The 21,920-nt window shown below is 72.8% G+C and carries 4 protein-coding genes; all 4 read left to right on the top strand.

Translation table 11 applies throughout. From position 1 onward, the window contains the following. Nucleotides 1-125 precede the first annotated feature (125 nt). Genes HEP85_RS20340 through HEP85_RS20325 form a run of 4 tightly spaced genes read left to right on the top strand, consistent with a single transcriptional unit; the run spans nucleotide 126 to nucleotide 21,919 of the window. Complete coding sequence (locus HEP85_RS20340) at nucleotides 126-14,966, top strand: amino acid adenylation domain-containing protein (RefSeq protein ID WP_369657780.1); 14,841 nt, start codon at nucleotides 126-128, stop codon at nucleotides 14,964-14,966. Then, a complete protein-coding gene (locus HEP85_RS20335; RefSeq protein WP_369657779.1) occupies nucleotides 14,963-19,540 on the top strand; it encodes an amino acid adenylation domain-containing protein in 4,578 nt (1,525 codons plus the stop codon). The genes HEP85_RS20340 and HEP85_RS20335 overlap by 4 nt, the downstream gene beginning before the upstream one ends. Beyond that, a complete protein-coding gene (locus tag HEP85_RS20330; protein ID WP_168528990.1) occupies nucleotides 19,537-20,814 on the top strand; it encodes a diaminobutyrate--2-oxoglutarate transaminase in 1,278 nt (425 codons plus the stop codon). Before HEP85_RS20335 ends, HEP85_RS20330 begins: the two co-directional genes overlap by 4 nt. Before the next feature lie 55 nt (nucleotides 20,815-20,869). Then, complete coding sequence (locus HEP85_RS20325; RefSeq protein ID WP_168528989.1) at nucleotides 20,870-21,919, top strand: cupin-like domain-containing protein; 1,050 nt, start codon at nucleotides 20,870-20,872, stop codon at nucleotides 21,917-21,919. Nucleotide 21,920: the final 1 nt, after the last annotated feature.

Genomic DNA, 21,920 nt, shown 5'->3' with positions numbered 1-21,920 from the left:
CCGCGATTCCCCCGGGCGGACCCGACGGCCCTCTCCGTGCCGTCGGTTCCGTCTCCGCGGTGTGCCCGCAAGCCTGCTCGACCCCGTCCGGGCTCCAGAACTCCACGCCGATGCGAGAACGGTCTATGTACGCAAACAACTCTGTCGTTGATGTCATCCGCCGCAATGTCTCCGAGCGCGGTGCCGCCGTAAGCTACGAATTCCTCGCCGACGCCGGCGGAGTCGACACCGAGCTCAGCATGATCGAGATCGACAGGCGTGCGCGGGCGATAGCCGTCTCCCTGCTGGAGCGGGCGAAGCCGGGTGCGCGGGTCATGCTGCTGTATCCACCGGGCGAGCATTTCGTCGTGGGCTTCGTGGCCACGCTCTACGCCGGCATGGTCGCGGTCCCCGTGTACCCGCCGGACCCCATGCGGGTCGCCCGTACGCTGCCCCGGCTGCGCGCGGTGGTGCGCAGCTCCCGTGCCGAGATCGTCCTCTCGGACAGCCTGGTGCAGGCCTTCACCCACGAACTGTTCGACCAGGCACCCGAGTTGGCCCGGCTGCCCTGGGTGGTCACCGAGGAGGCGATGCTGGAGGGCGCCGACGACTGGCGGCGGCCCGCCCTCACCTCCGACTCGATCGCCCTGCTCCAGTACACGTCGGGCTCCACCGGCACGCCGCGCGGTGTCGTGGTGACGCACCAGAACCTGTTGTCCAACGGCTCCGCCATCGCCCACAACTTCGGCCTCTCCACGGACGACCTGACCGTTTCGTGGCTGCCCTTCTACCACGACATGGGCCTGCTGGGCGGCGTACTGCAGCCGATGCTCTCCGGCATGTCCAACGTCCTGATGTCCCCGCTGGAGTTCATGCGGCGGCCCCTGCGCTGGCTGGAGGCCATCGCCTCCCGCGGGGCGACCGTCAGCGGCGGCCCGAACTTCGCCTTCGACCTCTGCGTCAACAAGAGCACCCCCGCCGAGCGGGAGAACCTCGACCTGTCCTCCTGGCGGGTCGCCTTCTGCGGAGCCGAACCGGTCCACCACCGCACGCTGGAGCGCTTCGCCGAGGCGTTCGCCGGCAGCGGCTTCGACAGGTCCGCGCTGCTGCCCTGCTACGGCCTCGCCGAGGCCACCCTGTTCGTGGCGGGCGCCGGCCGCGGCAGCGGCGCGCACAGCACCCGGATCGACCGCGCCGCCCTGGAGCAGGGCCGCGCCGAGCCGCTCGCGGACGGGGACCGTGTGGTGTCCTCCGGCGGTGTGGCGGTCGGGCACGAACTCACCGTCGTCGACCCGGGGTCCGGTGAACGCGTCGCTCCCGGCGGCGTGGGCGAGTTGTGGGTGCGCGGCACCTCCGTCGCCTCCGGCTACTGGGAGGACGAGGCCGCGACCGACGCGACCTTCGGTGCCCGGCTGGCCGACGACCCGCGGCCCTACCTGCGCACCGGCGACCTCGGTTTCGTCCTGGACGACCAGGTCTACGTCACCGGCCGGCTGAAGGAAATGATGGTCGTGCGCGGCCGCAACCTCTACGCGCACGACCTGGAGGGGACCGCCGTAGCGGCGTCGAAGTGGGCCCGCCCCGGTTGTGGCGCGGCGTTCTCGGTGGAGACCGGGAACGGCGAGGAGTGCGTGATCCTGCACGAGGTCGCGGCCGCCACCCCCGAGGAGGAACTCCCGCGGATCGCCGACGCGATCGCCGCGGCCGTCCAGCACGAGCACGGCATCGCTCTGTTCGACGTGGTCCTGCTCAGCGCCCGCAGCCTGGCGAAGACCTCCAGCGGCAAGATCCAGCGCCTGGCCGGCCGGACGGCGTACACGGCCGGTCAGGTCGAGGGCGAGCTGTACCGCCGTGCCACGGCCGCCCCGGCCCGCCGCGGACAGCGACAGCTCACGTTCCCGCCGCGCGCCGAACTGCTGGCGCTCTCCCGCGAGCAGCGCGTCGACGAGATCGAACGCGCTCTGAGCCTGTTCGGCCGGGGTGAGGGCGACACGCCCGCCACCATGGTCGCCGAGCTCGACCTCGACTCGCTTGCGGCCGTCGACCTCGCCTTCCGGATCGAGGAGCAGCTCGGTGCGGTCACCGACCCGAGCCTGCTGCTCCAGCCGACGAGCCTGCGCGAGGTGGCCGCGGCGATCGAGGAGCGGACGCGCACCTTCCCCGAGGCACCGGTACGGCAGGACTCCGGACAGCGCGGCGGCGCCGTACCGCTGTCGGCCGGTCAGCAGTCGCTGCTGTTCATGCGGGAGCTCGAAGGCCCGGACTGCCGGCAGAACGTCTCGGTCGCGGTCCGGCTGCGGGAGCCGGTCGACGTCGCGGTGCTGTCCGCCGCCGTGCGCCGGATCGGTACCCGCCACCCCATCCTGACCTCCAGCTTCGGCACCGACGGCAGCCGGCGCGCGCATCTGATCGACCCCGCCGTTCCGTTCGAGCTGGACGTCGTCGACCTGACGGGCGAGACGGAGCCGGTGCTGCGGGCCAGGGTCGACGAGTGCGCCCTCGCCCCCTTCGACATCGAACACGGCGACGTCGCCCGCGCGAAGCTGTTCACCGGCTGCGGCGCACCGGTCCTGGCACTCGCTCAGCATCACGCCATCACGGACTTCTGGTCGGTGGTGACCCTGCTCGACGAGCTGGCCACCGTCTACGGCGACCTGCTGCACGACCGGACCTCCGAGCTTGCGGAACCCGTCGGCTACGAGGAGTTCGTGCGCTGGCAGCAGGACTACGAGCGCTCCGCGCAGTGGCAGGCCGACGAGCGCTACTGGCTCGACCTGCTGGCCGGTGACGTACAGGCGCCGACGCTTCCGGTGCGGGAGCGTCAGCAGCCGGACAAGGGCATCGCGAGCCACCGGGTGACGGTGGACGCCGAGCTGCTCGCCGAGCTGGAGCGGGTCGCCGGCGACAGCGGCACGACGGTGTTCTCGGTCCTGATGGCGGCGTTCGAGGTCCTCGTCGCGGCACACAGCGGGGCGCGTGACTTCGTCGTCGGCGCCACCACGGCCGGCCGTCCGCAGGCACGTTTCCGCAACACCCTCGGCTACTTCGCCAACACCATTCCGGTACGCGCCGAACCCGGCGCCCACACGAGTGTCACCGAGCTGATCCGCAGCACCGGGCAGCAGCTGCGGCAGTCGCTGGGCCACCAGCACTTCCCGGTCAGCCGGCTCGTCGAGCTGCTGCGCGCCCAGGGCAACACCTCGGCGGCCGTCAACACGGCGGTCGTCTTCGAGCGGCCGCACAACGCGATCGCCGACGACGTCACCTCCGTGCTCTTCGGAGCGGGCCGCGACACCGCGGTGCTGGGGGACCTCGGGCTGGAGCCGTTCCCGGCCGGCGAACTGGCCACCCAGTTCGACATCACCCTGCACGCCATACCGGCCGACGGCGGCCTGCTCGCGCACATGCTCGTGCGCTCGGACCGCTTCGACGAGGCCCTGGCCGGCCAGCTGGGGCGGCAGTTCCTGGATCTGCTGGAGCAGATCGTCGCGCACGGCGAGTCCCCGGTCTCCGCGCTGCGGCTGGCCGGCACCACCGAGTCCCTCAGCCGGGCCGACGTCCCGGCCCGCACCCTGCCGGGCATCACCTCCGTGCACGAGCTGTTCGAGGCGACGGCCGACCGCACCCCCGACGCGATCGCCCTCGCCGCCGGTGCGGCGGAGCTGACGTACGCCCAGGTGGAACGCGCGGCGAACCGCCTCGCCCACCGGCTGAGGCAGGACGGCCTCGGGCCCGAGGACACCGTCGGCCTGTGCCTGGAGCGCTCCCCCGAGCTGATCGTCGCGATGCTCGCGGTCATGAAGTCGGGGGCCGCGTTCGTGCCCCTGGACCCGACGCTGCCACGGACCCGTCTGGCCGACATGGTCGGCGACGCGCGGTGCGCGCGGATCCTGTGCCACGCCGCGACCGCGGACCTCGCGGGCTCCCTGGGTGCCGCGACCCGGGTCGAGGAGGAGCCCGGCGCCGGCCTTCCCGAGGACCGCCCCGCGCTCCTCACCACCGGCGACAACCTGGCGTACGTCATCTTCACCTCGGGCTCGACCGGCCGCCCCAAGGGCGTGCAGATCGAGCACCGGTCGCTGCTGAGCTATCTGCTGTCCTTCCTCGACGCGTTCGACGTCGAGGAGGGCGACCGGGTGCTGCAGTTCGCGCCGCTCACCTTCGACCCCTGCCTGGAGGAGATCTTCTCCGCCTGGACCCGGGGCGCGACGCTGGTGCAGCGCGACGAGTCGGTGCTGGGCTCGCCGGAGCGGTTCTGGGCCTGGTGCGAGGAGCAGCGGCTCACCCTGCTCGACATTCCCACCGCCTTCTTCCACGTGCTGGTCACCGCGCTGGAGGCCGGTGCCCAGGTGCCGTCGGCGCTGCGCTCGATCCTCATCGGCGGCGAGGCCGCGCACCCCGACAAGCTCGCGCAGTGGTTCGCGTCCGACCGCGGCCACGTCGAGCTGTACAACCGCTGGGGCACCACCGAGACCACGGTGTGCTCGACCGTCGCCCGCCTCGGCCCGGAGTCGGGCCAGGTCTCCCGCGCCCGGGACGTGTCCATCGGCGCCGACATGACCGACGCGGTGATCCACGTCCTCGACGCCGAGCTGCGGCCCGTCGCCGACGGCCTCGTGGGGGAGGCGTACATAGGCGGCGTGGGTGTCGGACGCGGCTACGCGTCGGCGCCGCGCAAGACCGCCGAGAGGTTCGTCCCGGACCCGTTCGCGACCGAGCCGGGCCGGCGGCTGTACGCCACCGGCGACCTGGTGCGCCGCTCCGCCGACGGCGAGCTGCGCTACGTCGGCCGCGCCGACCAGCAGGTCAAGGTACGCGGCTACCGCATCGAGCTCGGCGAGGTCGACGTGGCGCTGCGGCGTCACCCCGAGGTCGCCGAGGCGGCCGTGGTCGCCTCCCGCGGCGCGGGCGAGACGGAGCTGATCGCCGCCGTCACCGGGGACGGCATCAGCCCCGACGGACTGCGCGACTGGCTGAACCGTGAACTGCCGAGCTACATGATCCCGAGCCGGCTGCTGGTCCTGGACCGCATCCCGCTCACCTCGAACGGCAAGGTGGACGCGCACGCGCTGCGTGAACTCGCCCTGGAGGCGTCCCGCTCGGCCGGGACGGCGGACATGTCGCCGGTGGAGAGCAGGCTCGCGGCCATCTGGTGCGAGGTGCTCGAGGTCGCCGGGGTCGGTCCCGACGAGGACTTCTTCGCGCGCGGCGGCCACTCGCTGCGCGCGGCGGACCTCAGCACCCGGGTGCGCCGGGAGTTCGGCGTACAGCCGCCGCTGCGGATGTTCTTCGAGTCCGTCACCGTACGGGCCCAGGCGGCGCGGATCGCCGAACTCGTCGCCACCGCACCGGCCGACGTCCGCGCGGACGCCGCGACCGCCGCGGTCGAACCCGCCCTGTCGCTGGGCCAGCGCCGGCTGTGGTTCCTGGAGAAGTTCGCCCCGGGCTCCTGCGCCTACGTCGTGCCGGGCGTGCTGCGGCTGTACGGGGAACTCGACCAGGCCGTCCTGCGCGGCGCGCTGGACGCGATCGTCGAGCGGCACCCCGCGCTGCGCACCGGGTTCAAGGACGAGGGCGGCCGGCCCGTGCCCTTCGTGGGGACCGGCCTGGCCTGCCCCTTCGAGGTGCTCGACCGGACCGCGGTCACGCCCGCACGGCGCGAGGCGGAACTGGCCGGGCTCGTCGACAGCCACGTCCGGCAGCCCTTCGGACTGGACGAGCCGCCGCTGCTGCGTGCCGCCCTGGTGGAGTTCGGGCCCGACGAGCACGCCCTGCTCCTGGCCTTCCACCACATCGTCTCCGACGGCCGCTCCATGGAGATCATCGCCGGTGAGCTGGCCGAGCTGTACGCGCACGGCTCGGGTGCCGGTGACGGCGAACCGCCCGCGGTCGTCCACGAGTACGCACAGTGGGCGGTCGACGAGAGCGCCCGGCTGGCGTCGGCGGAGGGCCGGCGCGGCCTGGAGTTCTGGACCGGGCACCTCAGTGGTGCGCCGCTCGCCCTCGACCTGCCCTTCGACCGGCCCCGGCCGGCCGTGCAGACCTTCGACGGCATGCGCGTGCCGCTGACGCTGAGCCAGGCCGACTCGGACCTGCTGCGCTCTCTCGCCCGGGATCAGCGGGCGACCGTCTTCATGACGCTGGCCGCCTGCATGTCCTCGACCCTCTCCCGCCTGACCGGCCAGGAGCGGGTGGTCATCGGCGTGCCCGACGCCAACCGCACCGCCGACGGCGCGTACGACGACGTCGTCGGCTTCTTCGTGAACACCGTCCCGTTCTGCTTCGAGGTGCCGGGCGGTGCCACCGGCCGTGGCCTCGTCGACCGCGCCCGGGCCACCACGCTGGAGGCGATGCCGTTCAAGTGGGTCCCGTTCTCCGCGATCGTGGAGGCGAGCGGCCAGGACCGGGACCCGAGCCGCAGCCCGCTCTTCCAGGCGATCCTCGACGTCCGCAGCGGCGCGCTGCCCTCGCCGGCGCTGCCCGGCCTGCGGGTCGAGACGGCGCCGCTCTACACCGGCACCGCCAAGACCGACCTGACCTTCGAGATCACCGACGACGGCGGCCCGCTGACGGGCTGGCTCGAGTTCAACTCGGACCTGTTCCGGCCCGAGACCGCGCAGCTCATCGCCCGCCTCTTCGGCGAGACGGCCCGCGCCATGGCGCGGCGGCCGGACGAGCGCGTCGAGACCCTCTCGGCGGCGGCCCTCGACCACTGGCCGTCCGAGCCGGACACCGAACGGCAGCCCGACACCTTCTGGGCGCAGTTCGAGCGGATCGCCGACGGCCGCACCGACACGGTCGCGCTGGAGGGCACCGAGAGCGCGCTGACCTACGGAGAGCTGCGCACGCGGGTGGACCAGGTCGCCCGGGTGATCGCGCGGCGGTTCGCCGTGCGCCCGGGGGACGTCGTCGCCGTGGGCGTCGAGCCGTCCGTCGAGGCGGTCGTCGCCGTACTGGCGGCGCAGCGCTGCGGAGCGGCGTACCTGCCGATCGACCCCGCCTACCCGGCCGAGCGCAAGGACTTCATGCTGGCCGACTCGGGGGCGCGCGGTCTGGTGACCCGCGACCTCGTCGAGGAGGCGCTGCGCGAGGCACCCGCCCAGCCCGAAGCCGAGGACGAGGCGCTGCCGCAGGCCGATCCGGACGCGCCCGCCTACCTCATGTACACCTCGGGCTCCACCGGCCGCCCCAAGGGCGTGCTGGTCTCCCACCGCGCGCTCGCCAACCTCACGGCGGCCCAGGCGCGTGTCTTCGGGATCGACGCCGACTCGCGCATGCTCCAGTTCGCGAGCCTGAGCTTCGACGCCTCCGTCTGGGAGATCTTCTCCACGCTCGCCGCGGGCGGCACCCTGTGTGTCGTCGACCGTGAGCACGCGCTGGTCGGCGAGGCACTGGCCGGCGTCCTCGCCGAGCGCGCCGTCAGCGTGTGCCTGCTGCCGCCGTCGGTGATCGCGTCCCTGCCCGTCCGTGAACTGCCGCGGCTCAAGACCCTGGTCTCGGGCGGCGAGGCCTGCCGCGCCGAACTGGTCGAGCAGTGGCAGCCGGGCCGGCGCTTCGTCAACGCATACGGGCCCACCGAGTGCACCGTCGTCATCACGGCCGCCGAGTGCGAGCCGGGGCGGCCCGCCTCACTGGGCGCGGTGCTGCCGGGCGGGACGGCGTACATCCTGGACGCGGAACTGCGGCCGGTGGTCACCGGTGCGGTCGGTGAACTGTACGTCGGCGGCGCGGGCCTGGCCCTCGGCTACCACGACCGGCCCGCGCTGACCGCCGACCACTTCCTGCCCGACCCGTTCTCCGGTGTCGCCGGCGCCCGGATGTACCGCACGGGCGACCTCGTCCGGCTGCGCGCCGACGGGACCCTGGACTACTGCGGCCGTCGCGACAGCCAGATCAAGCTGCGCGGCTACCGGATCGAGCCGGCCGAGATCGAGTCGGTCCTGCTGGCCCTGCCCGGTGTGACGCAGGCCGTGGTGAGGGGCGCCGACGGGGTGCTGGTGGCCCATGTCGAGTCCACCGGCCCGGAGTTGACCCCGCAGACGCTGGCGAAGCTGTGCGCGGCCGAGCTGCCGCCGCACATGGTTCCGGCCGCCTTCGTGGTCCGCGGGGAACTGCCGCGGCTGCCCGGCGGCAAGATCGACCCGGGCCGCCTCGGGCGCCCGCGCCGCGCCGACTTCGCGCACGCCGACTTCGCCGAACCGGAGACGGAGACGGAGCGGATCGTCGGCCGGGTCTGGGCGCAGGTGCTGGACGTCGACGTGGTCGGCGCCGCCGACGACTTCTTCACCATCGGCGGCCACTCCCTGCTCGCGACCGTGATCACCTCTCAGGTGGGCGAGGAGCTCGGCCGGGAGGTCCCGCTGCGGGCCCTGTTCGAGGCACCCGTGCTCCGGGACTACGCCGCGCTGTGCGACGCCGCGGCGGCCCGGGACACCTCCCGCGGGATCGTGTCGCACGCCTCCACCGGGAGCGGCGCCCCGCTGTCGGTGATGCAGGAGCGGCTGTGGCTGCTGGAGGAGATCGAGAACGGCTCCGGCCGGAACGCCACCACCGGGCGCTACCACCTGGCCGGCGCGATCCGGCTCACCGGTGAGCTCGACGAGGCCGCCCTCCAGCGGGCCGTCACCCGCCTGGTGGACCGGCACACCACACTGCGCACGGTGGTCTCCCACCACGAAGGCGTGCTGACACAGACCGTCCTGGACGGCGCCGACGTCACGCTGTCGCCCACCGAGCCCACCGGCGCGACCGCCGAGGAGCGGGTGGCCGAGGCACTCGCCCTCGTGGAACGCGAGGCGGCGGAGCCGATGGACCTCGCCACCGGCCCGCTGCTGCGGGTCCGGCTGCTCCAGCTGGGCCACGACGACGCGGTGCTGGTGCTGACCCTGCACCACATCGTCGGCGACGGCTGGTCGATGGAGATCCTCAAGCGGGACCTGACGCACTTCTACGTCGAGGAGACCGGCCACGAGCCGAGCACCCCGCTGCCCCCGCTCAAGGCCACCTACGAGCAGTTCTCCCGCTGGCAGCGCCACGAGCTCGACTCCGGCGGACTCGACGCCTCCGTCGCGTACTGGTGCGAGCAGCTCGACGCGCTGCCCCCGCTCACCCTGCCGATCTCGCGCGGCGGCTCCGAGCCCGCGGCCACCCGGGGCCACCGGGTGCGGGCGTCCGTCACGCCGGAGCTGCGCGAGGCGATGGAGCGGCTCGCCGCCGAGTCCGGGGCGACCCTGTTCATGGTGCTGGCGGCGACCCTCCAGCTCACCCTCGGACGGCTGGCCGGCCAGCGCGACTTCGCGATCGGCGTACCCATCGCGGGGCGCCGGCACCGCGAGGTGGAGGACCTCATCGGCTTCTTCATCAACTCGCTGGTGCTGCGCGCCGACCTCTCGGGCGACCCGACCTTCGCCGAGCTGCTGGAGCGGGTCCGCACCACCACCCTCGACGCGTACGAGCACCAGGACGTCCCGTTCGAGACGCTGGTCGGCAAGCTCGCCCCCGAGCGCGACCTGACCACCACACCGCTGTTCCAGGTCTACCTGAACCTGCTCAACATCCCGCCGCACCAGGCCGAGCTGCCGGGCCTCACGGTCGACACCTTCGCCGTCCCGGACCTGGGCGCGAAGTTCGACCTGACCTTCTACGTCGACCCCGCGCAGCCGGGTCTCTCACTCGATCTCATGTACGCCGCCGACCGGTTCGACGAGGCGACGATGCACGAACTGCTCGCCCAGTGGAGCAGGGTCATCGAGCAGGTGGTCGCCGACAGCGGCAGCCCGATCGACTCGCTGCGGCTCGACACGCCGATGGCGCGCCGCGAACTGCCCGACCCGGCCGCGCCACTGGACACCACCTGGTACGGGTCGGTGGTCGAGCAGTTCGAGCGGCGGGCCGCCCGTGAACCGCGACGGATCGCGATCAGCGAGCCGGGCCAGGAACTCACCTACGGCGACCTGGCCTGGGCGACGGCGGCGCTGTCCGGCCTGCTGACCCAGCAGGGTGTCGCCAAGGGCGATGTGGTCGCCATCTACGGCGAGCGCAGCGCATCGCTGGTCTGGGCGATCCTGTCCGTGCTGCGCACCGGTGCCTCGTTCGCCATCCTCGACCCGAGCTATCCGGCCGACCGCATCGCCGACTGCCTCGCGGTGGCCCGCCCGAGAGCGTTCCTCCAGCTGGAGGGCGCCGGGGCCGTGCCGCTGGCGGTGGACAACGCGCTCCAGGAACTGTCGCTGCGCTGCCGCTTCGAGCTGCCGTCCGGGCTGGACAACGCCCGGCACCTGGTGCCGCAGGGGGCGGAGCCGGCGGACGCGGTCCAGGTCGGGCCGCAGGACTGCGCGTACATCGCGTTCACCTCCGGTTCCACCGGCAAGCCGAAGGGCATCCGGGGCGCGCACGGGTCCCTCACCCACTTCGTGCCCTGGATGGTGGAGACGTTCGGGCTGCGTGAGACCGACCGCTACAGCTTGCTCTCCGGCATCAGCCACGACCCGCTGCACCGCGAGGTGTTCACACCGCTGGTCACGGGCGCCACGATCTGCGTGCCCGACCGGCTCGACGTCGAGACCCCGGGCCGGCTGGCGCAGTGGTACCGCACCGCGCAGGTATCGGTCAGCCACCTCACGCCTCCGATGGCGCGGCTGTTCGACCAGCTGTCGGTCGCCCCGGGCACACTGCCGCTGCTGGAGCGGGTGTTCTTCCTCGGCGACACACTGACCAGCCGTGACGTGCGGGCCATCACCCGCATGGCGGGCTCGGCGACCTGCGTCAACCTGTACGGCTCGACCGAGACGCAGCGCGCGGTCGGCTACTACGTGGTACCCGCGGCCCACGGGATCGCCGACACCGACCCCGGTGTCACCTATCCCCTCGGTCGCGGCATGAAGGACGTCCAGCTGCTGGTCCTCAACGAGGCGGGGCAGCAGGCCGGCATCGGCGAGCCGGGCGAGATCGTCATCCGCTCCCCGCACCTCTCGCTGGGCTACGCCCATGACGAGCCGCTCACCGCAGCCAAGTTCGTGCGGGTCCCGTTCGGCGACGCCGAGGGCGACCGCATGTACCGCACCGGTGACCTCGGCCGCTATCTGCCCGACGGCTCCGTCACCCCGCTCGGCCGAGCGGACAACCAGGTCAAGATCCGTGGCTACCGCGTCGAGACCGACGAGGTGCAGCACGTGATCTGCGCCGCGCCGGACGTCCAGGACGCCCTGGTCATGGCGCGAGCGGACGCGAGTGGCGAGAACTCGCTGATCGCGTACGTGGTGGCGCGGCCCGGCGCCAAGGTGGCCGGCAACGAGGTGAAGGCCTTCGTCCGCGACCGGCTGCCGGACTACATGGTCCCGGCGTTCGTCGTCGCGCTGGACGCCTTCCCGCTGACCCCGAACCGCAAGATCGACCGGGCGGCACTGCCCGAGCCCTCCTCGGTGACCGACGGCCACGAGGACGGACCGCGCTCGCCGCTGACCCCCACCGAGGAACTGGTGGCCGGCCTGTGGCAGGACGTGCTCGGCGCACCCAAGGTGGGTCCCGAGGGCAACTTCTTCAACCTCGGCGGCCACTCCCTGATGGCGACCCAGGTCGTGTCGCGGATCCGCCGGGTGTTCGGCTGCGAGATCGCGCTGCGCACGCTGTTCGAGAAGCAGACCGTACGGGAACTCGCCGCGTACATCGACGGCGTCGCCGGCGGCGGCAGCGTCGCGGAACCGGTCGTCGCCCTGCCCCGCACCGGCCCGCTGCCCGCTTCCTACGGCCAGGAACGCCTGTGGTTCCTCGACCAGTTGGAGGGCGACACCGGCGCGTACAACAGCACCACGGTCGTGCGCATGCGCGGCCCGCTGGACACCGAGGCCCTGTCCGCGACACTGGACGAGCTGGTCGCCCGACACGAGGTGCTGCGCACCCGGCTGGTCATGGACGACGGCAGGGTGAGCCAGATCGTCGAGCCGGCCGGCGAGGTCACCATGCCGCTCACGCTCGTCGACCTGAGCGGCGAGCCGCCGGAGAGCGCCGAGCGGCGCTGGCCACGACTCGTCGACGAAGCCGCGCGACACCGCTTCGACCTGGCCGTGGCCCCGCTGGAACAGGCGACCCTGATCCGGCTCTCCGCCGAGGACCACGTCTTCGTCCTCACCGTGCACCACGTCGTCGCCGACGGCTGGGGCCTGCAGATCGTGGTCCGCGACTTCGCGGCCCTGTACCGGGCGCACCGCCAGGGCACGGCCTCCCCGCTGCCCGAACTGGAGGTGCAGTACGCCGACTGGTCGAGCTGGCAACGCGACCGCGTCGAAGGCGGCGACCATCAGGCGCAGCTCGACTTCTGGTGCGAGACGCTGGCCGAGCCGGCGCCGCTGCTGGAGTTCCCCGCGCAGCGGCCGAGGCCCGCGGCGATGACCAACCGCGGCCTGACGGTCCGCCGGCTGATCGACGCCGAACTGGTGGGCGGGGTCCGGCAGGTGGGACGCGAGCACAACGCGACCCTGTTCATGACCCTGCTGGCGGCGTTCAACTGCCAGCTGCACCGCTACAGCGGCGCCGCGGACATCGCGGTCGCCACCCCGGTGTCGACCCGCTCGGTCGAGATCGAGGACGTGGTCGGGTTCTTCGTGAACACGATCGTCTTCCGCAACAAGCTCTCCACGGAGGAGTCCTTCACCGAGCTGCTCGAACGCGTCCGGTCCACCACGCTGGCCGCCTACGCCAACCAGGACGTCCCCTTCGACCGCGTGGTGGACGCGCTCCAGCCGAGCCGGAACCTGAGCATGAGCCCGCTGTTCCAGGTCATGTTCACCCTGCACAACGCGCCCTACTCGGAGATCGACCTCGGCGACCTCAGGCTGGAGCGGCTGCACGCGCCGGCCGGCACCGCCAAGTTCGACCTCAGCCTGGACCTGGCCGAGGAGAAGGACGGGCTGCACGCGACGCTGGAGCTCAACGGCGACCTGTTCGACGAGGCGACCGGTGAGCAGCTCCTGGACCACTTCGAGGTCCTGCTCGGCAGCATCGTCGCCGCCCCGCGGCGGGCCGTGGCCGACCTGGAACTGCGCTCGGCCACCGAGGCCGCGGCTCAGGACGCCCTGAGCGCCGGTCCGCCGGCCTTCACGCCGAGGACCACGACCGAGGCGCTGGAGCACTGGGCGCGCCACACCCCGGACGCCCCCGCCGTCATCGACGGCAGCACCGTGTGGACGTACCGCGAACTGCGGGACCGGGTGGCGGCACTCGCCGACCGGCTGTCCACGGCGACCACGGGCCCGGAGCCGGCCGTGGTGGTGTGCGCCGGGCGCTCGGCCCGGCACATCGCCGCCGCCCTCGCCTGCGGAGCGGTCGGCGCGACCTATGTGCCGGTCAGCCCGGCCGTCCCGGACCGGCGGATCGCCACCATGCTGGACCGGCTGGGCGAGGTCGTCGCGGTCACCGACGACGAGCAGGCGGCCCGCGTCGCCGCCCTGCTCGGCGAGGCCCGCGGCACCCGCCTCGTACTGGACGACTCCGCCTCGGCGGACCGTCCGCTCGACGCGCACACGACACACCCGGCACAGCGCGCCTACGTCATCTTCACCTCCGGTACGACCGGTGAGCCCAAGGGCGTGGAGATCGAACAGGCCGGACTCCTCAACCACCTGGAGCTGATGGCCCACGACCTGGAACTGTCCTCGGGCGACGTCATCGCGCAGACGGCCTCGCAGTCCTTCGACATCTCCGTCTGGCAGATGCTCGTCGCGGTGACGCGCGGCGCGACCACCGTGGTCAGCGACGACGCCACCAGCCGGGACAGCGAGGCGCTGCTCGCCCTCGTCCGGGACCGTGGTGTCACCGTGCTGCAGCTGGTGCCCGGCATGATCAGGGCGCTGCTGGAACACGCGGGCCGGGCGGGCTGGGAGGGAGCCGACGCGGGCGACCTGGCGAGCCTGCGCTTCCTGATCGCCACCGGTGAGGCGCTGCCGCCGGACCTCGCCGCCGACTGGCTGCGCCGCTTCCCCGGGATCCCGATGGTCAACGCCTACGGTCCCGCGGAGTGCTCGGACGACACCCACCTCGCGGTGCTGACCACACCGCCGCCGACCGACCGCGCGGTCCCGCTCGGCAGCCCCGTCGCCGGAGTGACCTCCTACGTCCTCGACGCGCAGGGACGGCGCCTGCCGTTCGGCGTGCCGGGCGAGCTCGCCATCGGCGGGCCGGTGGTGGGCCGCGGCTACCTCGGTGATCCGAGGGCCACCGCGCGGCGGTTCGTCCCCGACCCGTACGCGGCGGTCCCCGGTGGGCGGCTGTACCTCACCGGCGACCGGGTGAGGCTGCACGCCGACGGCCGGCTGGAGTTCCTCGGACGGCTCGACGACCAGCTCAAGATCCGCGGCTTCCGCATCGAGGCGGGCGAGGTCGAGACGGCCCTGTGCGAACTGCCGGCCGTGCGGGAGGCGGCGGTCGTCCTGCGCGACTGCGACGGCGAACCCACCCTGGTCGCCTGCGTCGTCGGCACCGAACGCGACCCGGCCGTCCTGGCCGCCGCGGTCGGCACCCGCCTGCCGCGCTACATGGTCCCCACCGGCTACGTGTTCGCCGACCGGCTGCCGCGCACCCCCAACGGCAAGGTCGACCGGGCCGCGCTGCAACGGGACGACGTGATCGTCGAGCGGGTCCGCCGGCGCTTCGAGGAGCTGTCCGGCCCGACCGAACGGCTCGTGGCCTCGGTGTTCGAGGAACTGCTCGGCACCCCGGCGGTCGGCGCGCTGGACGACTTCTTCACCCTGGGCGGCCACTCGCTGCTCGCCACCCGTCTGGTGGCCGAGCTGGCCGCGCAGACGGACATCGAACTGCCGCTGCGCACGGTCTTCGAGCAGCCCACCGTGCGAGGCGTCGCACAGGCCCTGGAGGAGCTCCAGATGGCCGGGCTGAGCGAGGCCGAGCTCCTCGAACTCGAGGTGCTGCTCGACGGTGTGACCGACGACCAGGCGCGCGAGCTTCTCGCGGCCGGCGAGGAGAGGGACGCATGATCCGGGAGACCGCCACCGAGCGGGAGGCCTTCGAGAGCCTGTCCGCGGCCAAGCGGGAGCTGATGGCCTCGCTCCTGCTGGCCCGCGGCAGGCAGCGGGCCGCGGCCCGCACCGTCCGCCGCCGCGATCCCGCGAAGCCCTGCCTGCTCTCCCGCGGCCAGGAGCAGCTGTGGGTCGCCGAGTCCCTCGCGGACGGCCGGCCGCTGTACAACGTCCCCTACGGGGTGCGGCTGCGCGGTGCGCTCGACATCACCGCGCTGCGGGCCGCGCTCGACGGGCTCGTCGCCCGGCACTCCGTCCTGCGGACCGTCTACCGGCAGCGGCCGGACGGCGGCCTGGAGCAGGTGGTCCTGCCGGCCGAGCCGGTGGCGCTGCCGGTCGAGGAGGCCGGCGACGAGGAGGCCGCCATGGCCGCCGCGCAACAAGAGGCGGCCCGGCCGATCGACCTGGCGGCCGGCCCCGTGATCCACGGACGGCTGTTCCGGATCGCCGCCGACGACCACCTGCTGGCGCTGGTCGTGCACCACATCGCGACCGACGCCTGGTCGGTGGGCGTCCTGCTGGAGGACCTCGCCGAGCTGTACGACGCGGCCCGCGAGGGCCGTACGCCCCGGCTGCCCGAGCTCGACATCGACTATGCCGACGCGGCCGCCCACGAGCGGGCTCACGAGCCCGACGACCACGGCTGGCTGGTCGCGCAGTGGCGCGAGCAGCTGGCCTGGGCCCAGCCGCTCGGACTGTCGCCGAACGGGGACCGGGGCACGGCCCGCACCGGCCGGCGCATCCGGTGCCAGTGGGACGGGCAGTTCGGCCGCGAGCTCCAGCGCACCGCGGAGGCACACCGTACGACCGTCTTCAACGTGATGCTCACCGCGTTCGCGGTGCTGCTGAACCGGTACACGGGCACCTCCCGGTTCGCCATCGGCACGGTCATGGCCAACCGGAACCGGCAGACCGAGCGCCTGGTCGGCTACTTCGCGAACACCGTCCCCGTGGTGGCCGACCTGTCCGACGGGGGCGGCAGCCTGCGGGGCGTGCTGGCCGGGATCACCCGGGAGTCGCTGTGGGCGCGTGAGCACCAGATCCCCTTCGACGTGCTGGTCGACAAGGTCGCGCCGCAGCGCACGCTGGCCGAGAGCCCGCTGTTCGAGGCCATGTTCGTCTTCAACAACGGCCCCGGCCACGAGCTGCGGCTGCGGGACCTGTCCCTGGCCCCCACCCATCTGCACTCCGGTACGGCCAAGTTCCCCCTGGACCTGTCCTGCGCCGTGACGGACGGCGAGGTCATGGTGTCGCTGGAGTTCGACGAGTCGGTGCTGGACGCCGCCGCCGCCGAACGCCTGCTCGGCCACTACCGACGGCTGCTCACAGGCCTCTGCGAGACCCCGGACGTCCACGTCGACAACGCGGACCTGCTCACCCCGGCCGAGCGGGAACTGGTCGTCGAGGAGTGGAACCGTACGGGCGAGGAGTATCCCGAACACGCCACCGCGCACGGCCTGTTCGAGCAGCGGGCGGACCTGGAGCCGGACGCCGTCGCGGTGGTCTGCGGCGACGAGGGGGTCGGTTACGCCGAACTCGACGAGCGCGCCAACCGGCTCGCCCGGCTGCTGATCGAACAGGGCTGCGGCCGCCACGAGCGCGTCGGTGTCTGCCTGGAGCGCGGCATCGACCTGGTCGTCACCCAGCTCGCCATCGCCAAGACGGGTGCGGGCTACGTCCCGCTCGACCCGGGCTACCCGGCCGAGCGCCTCCAGTGGATGCTGGCGGACTCCGGCGCCCGGGTGGTCGTCACCCGGGACGACCGGCTCGCCGGCGACGGCGTCGCGGCCGTCGACCCCACCGGTGCCGGGGCCTTCCCCGCGACGCGGCCGGAGCGCGACGTCCGCCCGGACGACCTGCTGTACCTGATCTACACCTCGGGATCGACCGGTCTGCCCAAGGGCGTGCTGCTCGACCACCGGGGCCGCGTCAACAACTTCACCGACTTCAACCGGCGCTTCGGGGTCGGCCCTGGGGACAAGGTCTTCGGCGTCTCGGCACTGGCCTTCGACATGAGTGCGTACGACGTGTTCGGCACGCTCATGGCGGGCGCGACCGTGGTGTTCCCGGCGCCCGAGGACGAGCGCTCCCCGCACCGCTGGATCGAGACGATCGAGCGCGAGTCCGTCACCGTGTGGCACTCGGTACCGGCGCTGTTCGGGCTGCTGGTCGAGGAGTGCGAGATCCGCGGCGGGGAGCGGCTGCCGATCCGGCTGGCGCTGCTCGGCGGCGACTGGATCCCGCTGGCGCTCCCGCAGCGGGCCGCCGCGCAGCTGATCGCCTCGGCGCAGCTGGTGAGCATGGGCGGGGCCACCGAGGTCTCCATGGACTCGACGATCCACCTGATCGGGGAGGTCCTGCCGGAGCAGCGCAGCATCCCCTACGGCGCCCCGATGGCGAACCAGACCTCGTACGTCCTCGACGCGGCGCTGTCCCCGCTGCCCGTCGGCGTGCCCGGCGAGCTGTACCTCGGCGGCGTCGGTGTCGGCTGGGGCTACCACTACCGGGCCCGGCTGACCGGTGAGCGCTTCCTGCCCGATCCGTTCAGCGCGGTGCCCGGGGCCCGCATGTACCGCACCGGCGACCGCGCCCGCTGGATGCCGGACGGCAATCTCGAACTGCTCGGGCGCATCGACTTCCAGGTCAAGATCAACGGCTATCGGGTCGAGACCGGCGAGATCGAGGCGGCCCTGCGGGCGGTGATCGGCGGCGGCTCCTGCCTGGTCGCGGCGCACGGCCCGCGCGACGGCGCCAAGACGCTGGTGGCCTATCTGGTGGCGCCTTCGGGCGGGGAGATCCCGGGCGACGCCGAGCTCAAGCGGCAGCTGTCGGCGCGGCTGCCCCAGCACATGGTGCCGGCCTCCTTCGTCCGCATGGAGTCCTTCCCGCTCACCCACAACGGCAAGGTCAACCGCCGTGAGCTGCCGGCGCCCACGGTCACGGCCGTCACGGGGCGCGCCGCGAGCACCGGGACCGAGCAGGCTCTGGTGACGCTGTGGAGCGAGGCGCTCGGCCGCGACGACGTCCCGGTCGACATCGGCTTCTTCGCCCTGGGCGGCAACTCCATCGCGGTCATCCGCATGGTGAGCGCCGCCCGCCGCGCGGGTCTTGAGATGACGCCGCGCATGGTGTTCGCCCACCAGACGATCGAGGCCCTCGCGAAGGCCGTCGACGAGGGCGGCGCCCTCGCGGCCACCGCCCGGGGAGGCCGGCCCCGGTCCGCCGGACCCGCGGTGACGCCCGGTCAGCACCACATGCTCGACGTGCTGGAGAGCGCCTGGGTGCCGGGCCTGTACCAGATGCAGTCCACGACCGAGCTGCCCTTCGAGATCGACCCCGGCCTCTTCCGGGCCGCCTGGCACCAGCTCAACGCCCGCCACCCCGCCCTGCGCACCGGCTTCCGGCGCGACGGCGACGGCACCTGGACCCCGGTCGTCGCCGACCGGCTCGACCCGGTGATCGAGGTGCTGGACTGGAGCGGCCACGAGCCGGACGCGGTCGCCGACGAGCTGATCGCCCTGCTGGAGGCCGAACGCGTCACGCCCTTCGACGTGTCCGAACCGCCCCTGTGGCGGGTGTGGCTGGTGCGCGGCCCGTCCACCTGGTGGCTGGGCCAGGTCCAGAGCTATCTGCTGGCCGACGGCTGGTCGAACCTGGTGCTGCTCGACGAACTCCTCGCGCTCTACCTCGCCGCTCTCGAAGGCCGCGAGGCCGGCCTCCCGCCGGTCCCCGAACTCGACACGGCCGAGGACACCGACCCCGAGGCGGACCGCGCCTTCTGGCAGAACCAGCTGGCCGGGGCGCTCCCGTCACGGCTGGCCGCGGAGCGGGGCCGGCTGGGTCCCTCCCGCTTCAGCCGGGTGGCGGACCGGGTGGACCCGGCGATCGCCGGCGCGCTGCGCGAGCGGGGCGCCGGGCACGGGCACACCTTCTCGACCCTGGCCTGCGCGGGCTGGGCCCTGCTGGCCGCCTCGCGTCTGGGGCGCGCCGACGTCACGGTCGGCGTGGTCTCGGCGGGCCGCGACCGCGCGGTCGACGGCCTGGAACGCGCGGTCGGCCTGTTCATCGCCGCCCTGCCGGTCCGGGTCCAGGTGAACCGGGACGAGACCCTGACCGCCCTGTTCGACCGCTTCCAGCTGGCCCGGGTCGAGGGCGCCGAGCACACCTCGGTCCCCACCGGCACGCTCCAGCGGATGGGGACCGACGACGGACCGCTGTTCGACTCGGTCGTCGTCGTCGCCAACTACCCCGTGTCCTCGGCGCTGCGCGCCCAGCAGTCCGCGAGCGTGCAGCGGGGTGCCGAGAGCGACGGCACCCGCAACCAGACCGAGTACGCGCTCCGCCTGGACATCACCGACGACGCCGAACCCCGTATCGCCCTGTCGTACTACGGCGACCGCATCACCGACGCCGACGCCCGGCAGCTGCTCGACGACTATCTCGCGCTGCTCGCCGCCGTCGCCCGTACACCTGCCGCCACCGTCGGCCAGGTACTCCCGCTCTCCCGCCTTCCGATTGGAGACCCCCGATGACGGTTCTGGCAGATCTCGCCACGTCCACCCAGGTGTTCGAGACCAGAGAGTCCGCTGTCCGGTCGTACTGCCGCGCGTTCCCCACCCTTCTCACCTCGGGCCGTGGCACCACGCTGGTCGCCGAGGACGGCACGGAGTACACCGACTTCTTCTCCGGCGCCGGCGCCCTCAACTACGGCCACAACCACGACCACATCAAGCGCCAGGTCGTCGCGCACCTGGAGGGCGACGGTCTGCTGCACGCGCTCGACTTCCACACGGCGGCCAAGCGCGAGTTCCTGGAGCGCTTCGGCCAGGAGATCCTGGAGCCGCGCGGTCTGCGCCACCGGGTCCAGTTCTGCGGCAGCACCGGCACCGACGCCGTCGAGGCCGCGCTGAAGCTGGCCCGCAAGCACACCGGCCGGTCCCAGGTCATCGCCTTCTCCGGCGCCTACCACGGCGTCAGCCGCGGCAGCCTCGCCGCGACCGCCGACCTGTCGCTGCGCAAGGTGGCCGGAACGGCCCTCGGCGAGGTCACCCACCTGCCCTTCCCGGTCGGCCCGCGCGGCTCGTTCCCGACCATGGACCTCCTGGAGCAGTACCTCACCGACGATCTGTCCGGGGTCGACGTGCCCGCGGCGGTGATCCTCGAGGTCGTCCAGATGGAGGGCGGCGTCTACCGGATCCCCGACGCGGACCTGCGGCACCTGCGCGACCTCTGCGACCGGTACGGGATCGTGCTGATCGCCGACGAGATCCAGGCCGGCTGCGGCCGGACCGGCGGCTTCTTCTCCTTCGAGCAGGCCGGGGTCGTCCCCGACCTCATCACCGTCTCCAAGTCCATCAGCGGCCTGGGCCTGCCGATGTCGCTCCTGCTCATCCGCGAAGGCTTCGACTCGTGGGAGGCCGGTGACCACCCGGGCACCTTCCGCGGCAACCAGCTGGCGTTCGTCGCCGCCTGCGCCGCCCTCGACCTGTGGCGCAACCAGGCCTTCCTGGACCGGGCCCGCGCCGGCGCCGAACTGCTGCGCACCTTCTGGGAGGACCACCCGCTGCCCGGTGTCGAGGTGCGCTCCGAGGGCCACGCGATCGGCATCGACCTGACCCACGCGGGCGGCCGCCGGGCCGCGGACGACGTGGTGGCCCACTGCTTCGCGCGCGGGCTGATCGTGGAGTCGACCGGTCGTGACAAGGCCGTCCTCAAGCTGCTGCCCGCGCTGACCATGGAGCCCGACGTGCTCCGCCGCGGCTGCGAGCTGATCCACGAGGCCCTGCTCACGGCGCTGTCCCGCTGACGCCGCCCACCCTCCCGACATCCCCATCCCACAGGACAGAGGAACAGGAACCGTCATGACCATCAACCCGGCCGAGCAGGACGCGACCGTCGCCGGCACGATCTTCTCCGAGGCCACGGTGAGGACCGACGCGATCGACCGGATCCACGCGCCCTCCCCCGAGGAGTTCAAGCGCGAGTACGTCTACAAGCGCAAGCCCGCCGTCATCACCGGCCTGATGGACTCCTGGCCGGCCATGGAGCGCTGGAGCCTGGACTACTTCCGCGAGCACCTCGGCGACCTCGACATCCACGCCAACCTCCAGCGGCTCGACAACGAGCTGATCCTCGGCAACGTCGGGGGCTTCCGCGGGATGAAGCTGGCGGCCCTGCTCGACGAGATAGAGAAGAACACCGACCCCGGCCGCGCCTTCTACCTGCGCGCCTACCCCGTCCACCGGATGCTGGAGCACTACCCGCGGCTCGCGGAGGACTACGACCTCCCCGACCTGGCGCCGAACTGGGCCGACATCCGCTTCAAGGCGGACTGGAAGACCGGCACGGCCAACCCGGCCAAGCTGCTCGGGCTGTACCTCGCCAAGACCTTCCTCAACCGTGGCAGCGACAAGCCCGCTCCGCGGGCGACCGTGTCCTCCCGCGTCGCGGCGGTGATGTTCGTCGGCAGCAAGGGCACCGTCACCCCCTTCCACAGCGACGGCATGCAGACCGCGGCCTACCTGAGCCAGGTCCTCGGCCGCAAGCGCTGCTACTTCGTCTCCCCCGACCAGCACGAGAAGCTCTACCCGCGCCCGTTCCGCCGCCAGTTCGGCATGGCGCAGGTCGACTACCGCCGTCCCGACCTGACCCGCCACCCGCGCTTCCGCGACGTGGTCGTGGAGGAGACCGTCCTGCACCCGGGCGAGACGCTGTACGTCCCCAGCGGCTACTGGCACGCCATCGAGGCCATGGACACCTCGATCTCGTACAGCCACCAGATCGTCGGCGAGGACAACGCCCTCGGCTGGCTGACCTGCATCCCCGAGCGCTACCTGGCCCAGCTGTACTTCAAGTCCCAGGGCGGTCTGCGCAACGTGACCGGCGCCAAGGACTGGGACGACTGGGCCTGAC

Source organism: Streptomyces sp. RPA4-2 (genome assembly GCF_012273515.2).
Lineage (GTDB): Bacteria > Actinomycetota > Actinomycetes > Streptomycetales > Streptomycetaceae > Streptomyces > Streptomyces kaempferi.
Note: the sequence above shows the minus strand (reverse complement) of the source record. Positions and strands in the feature narration are given on the sequence as shown.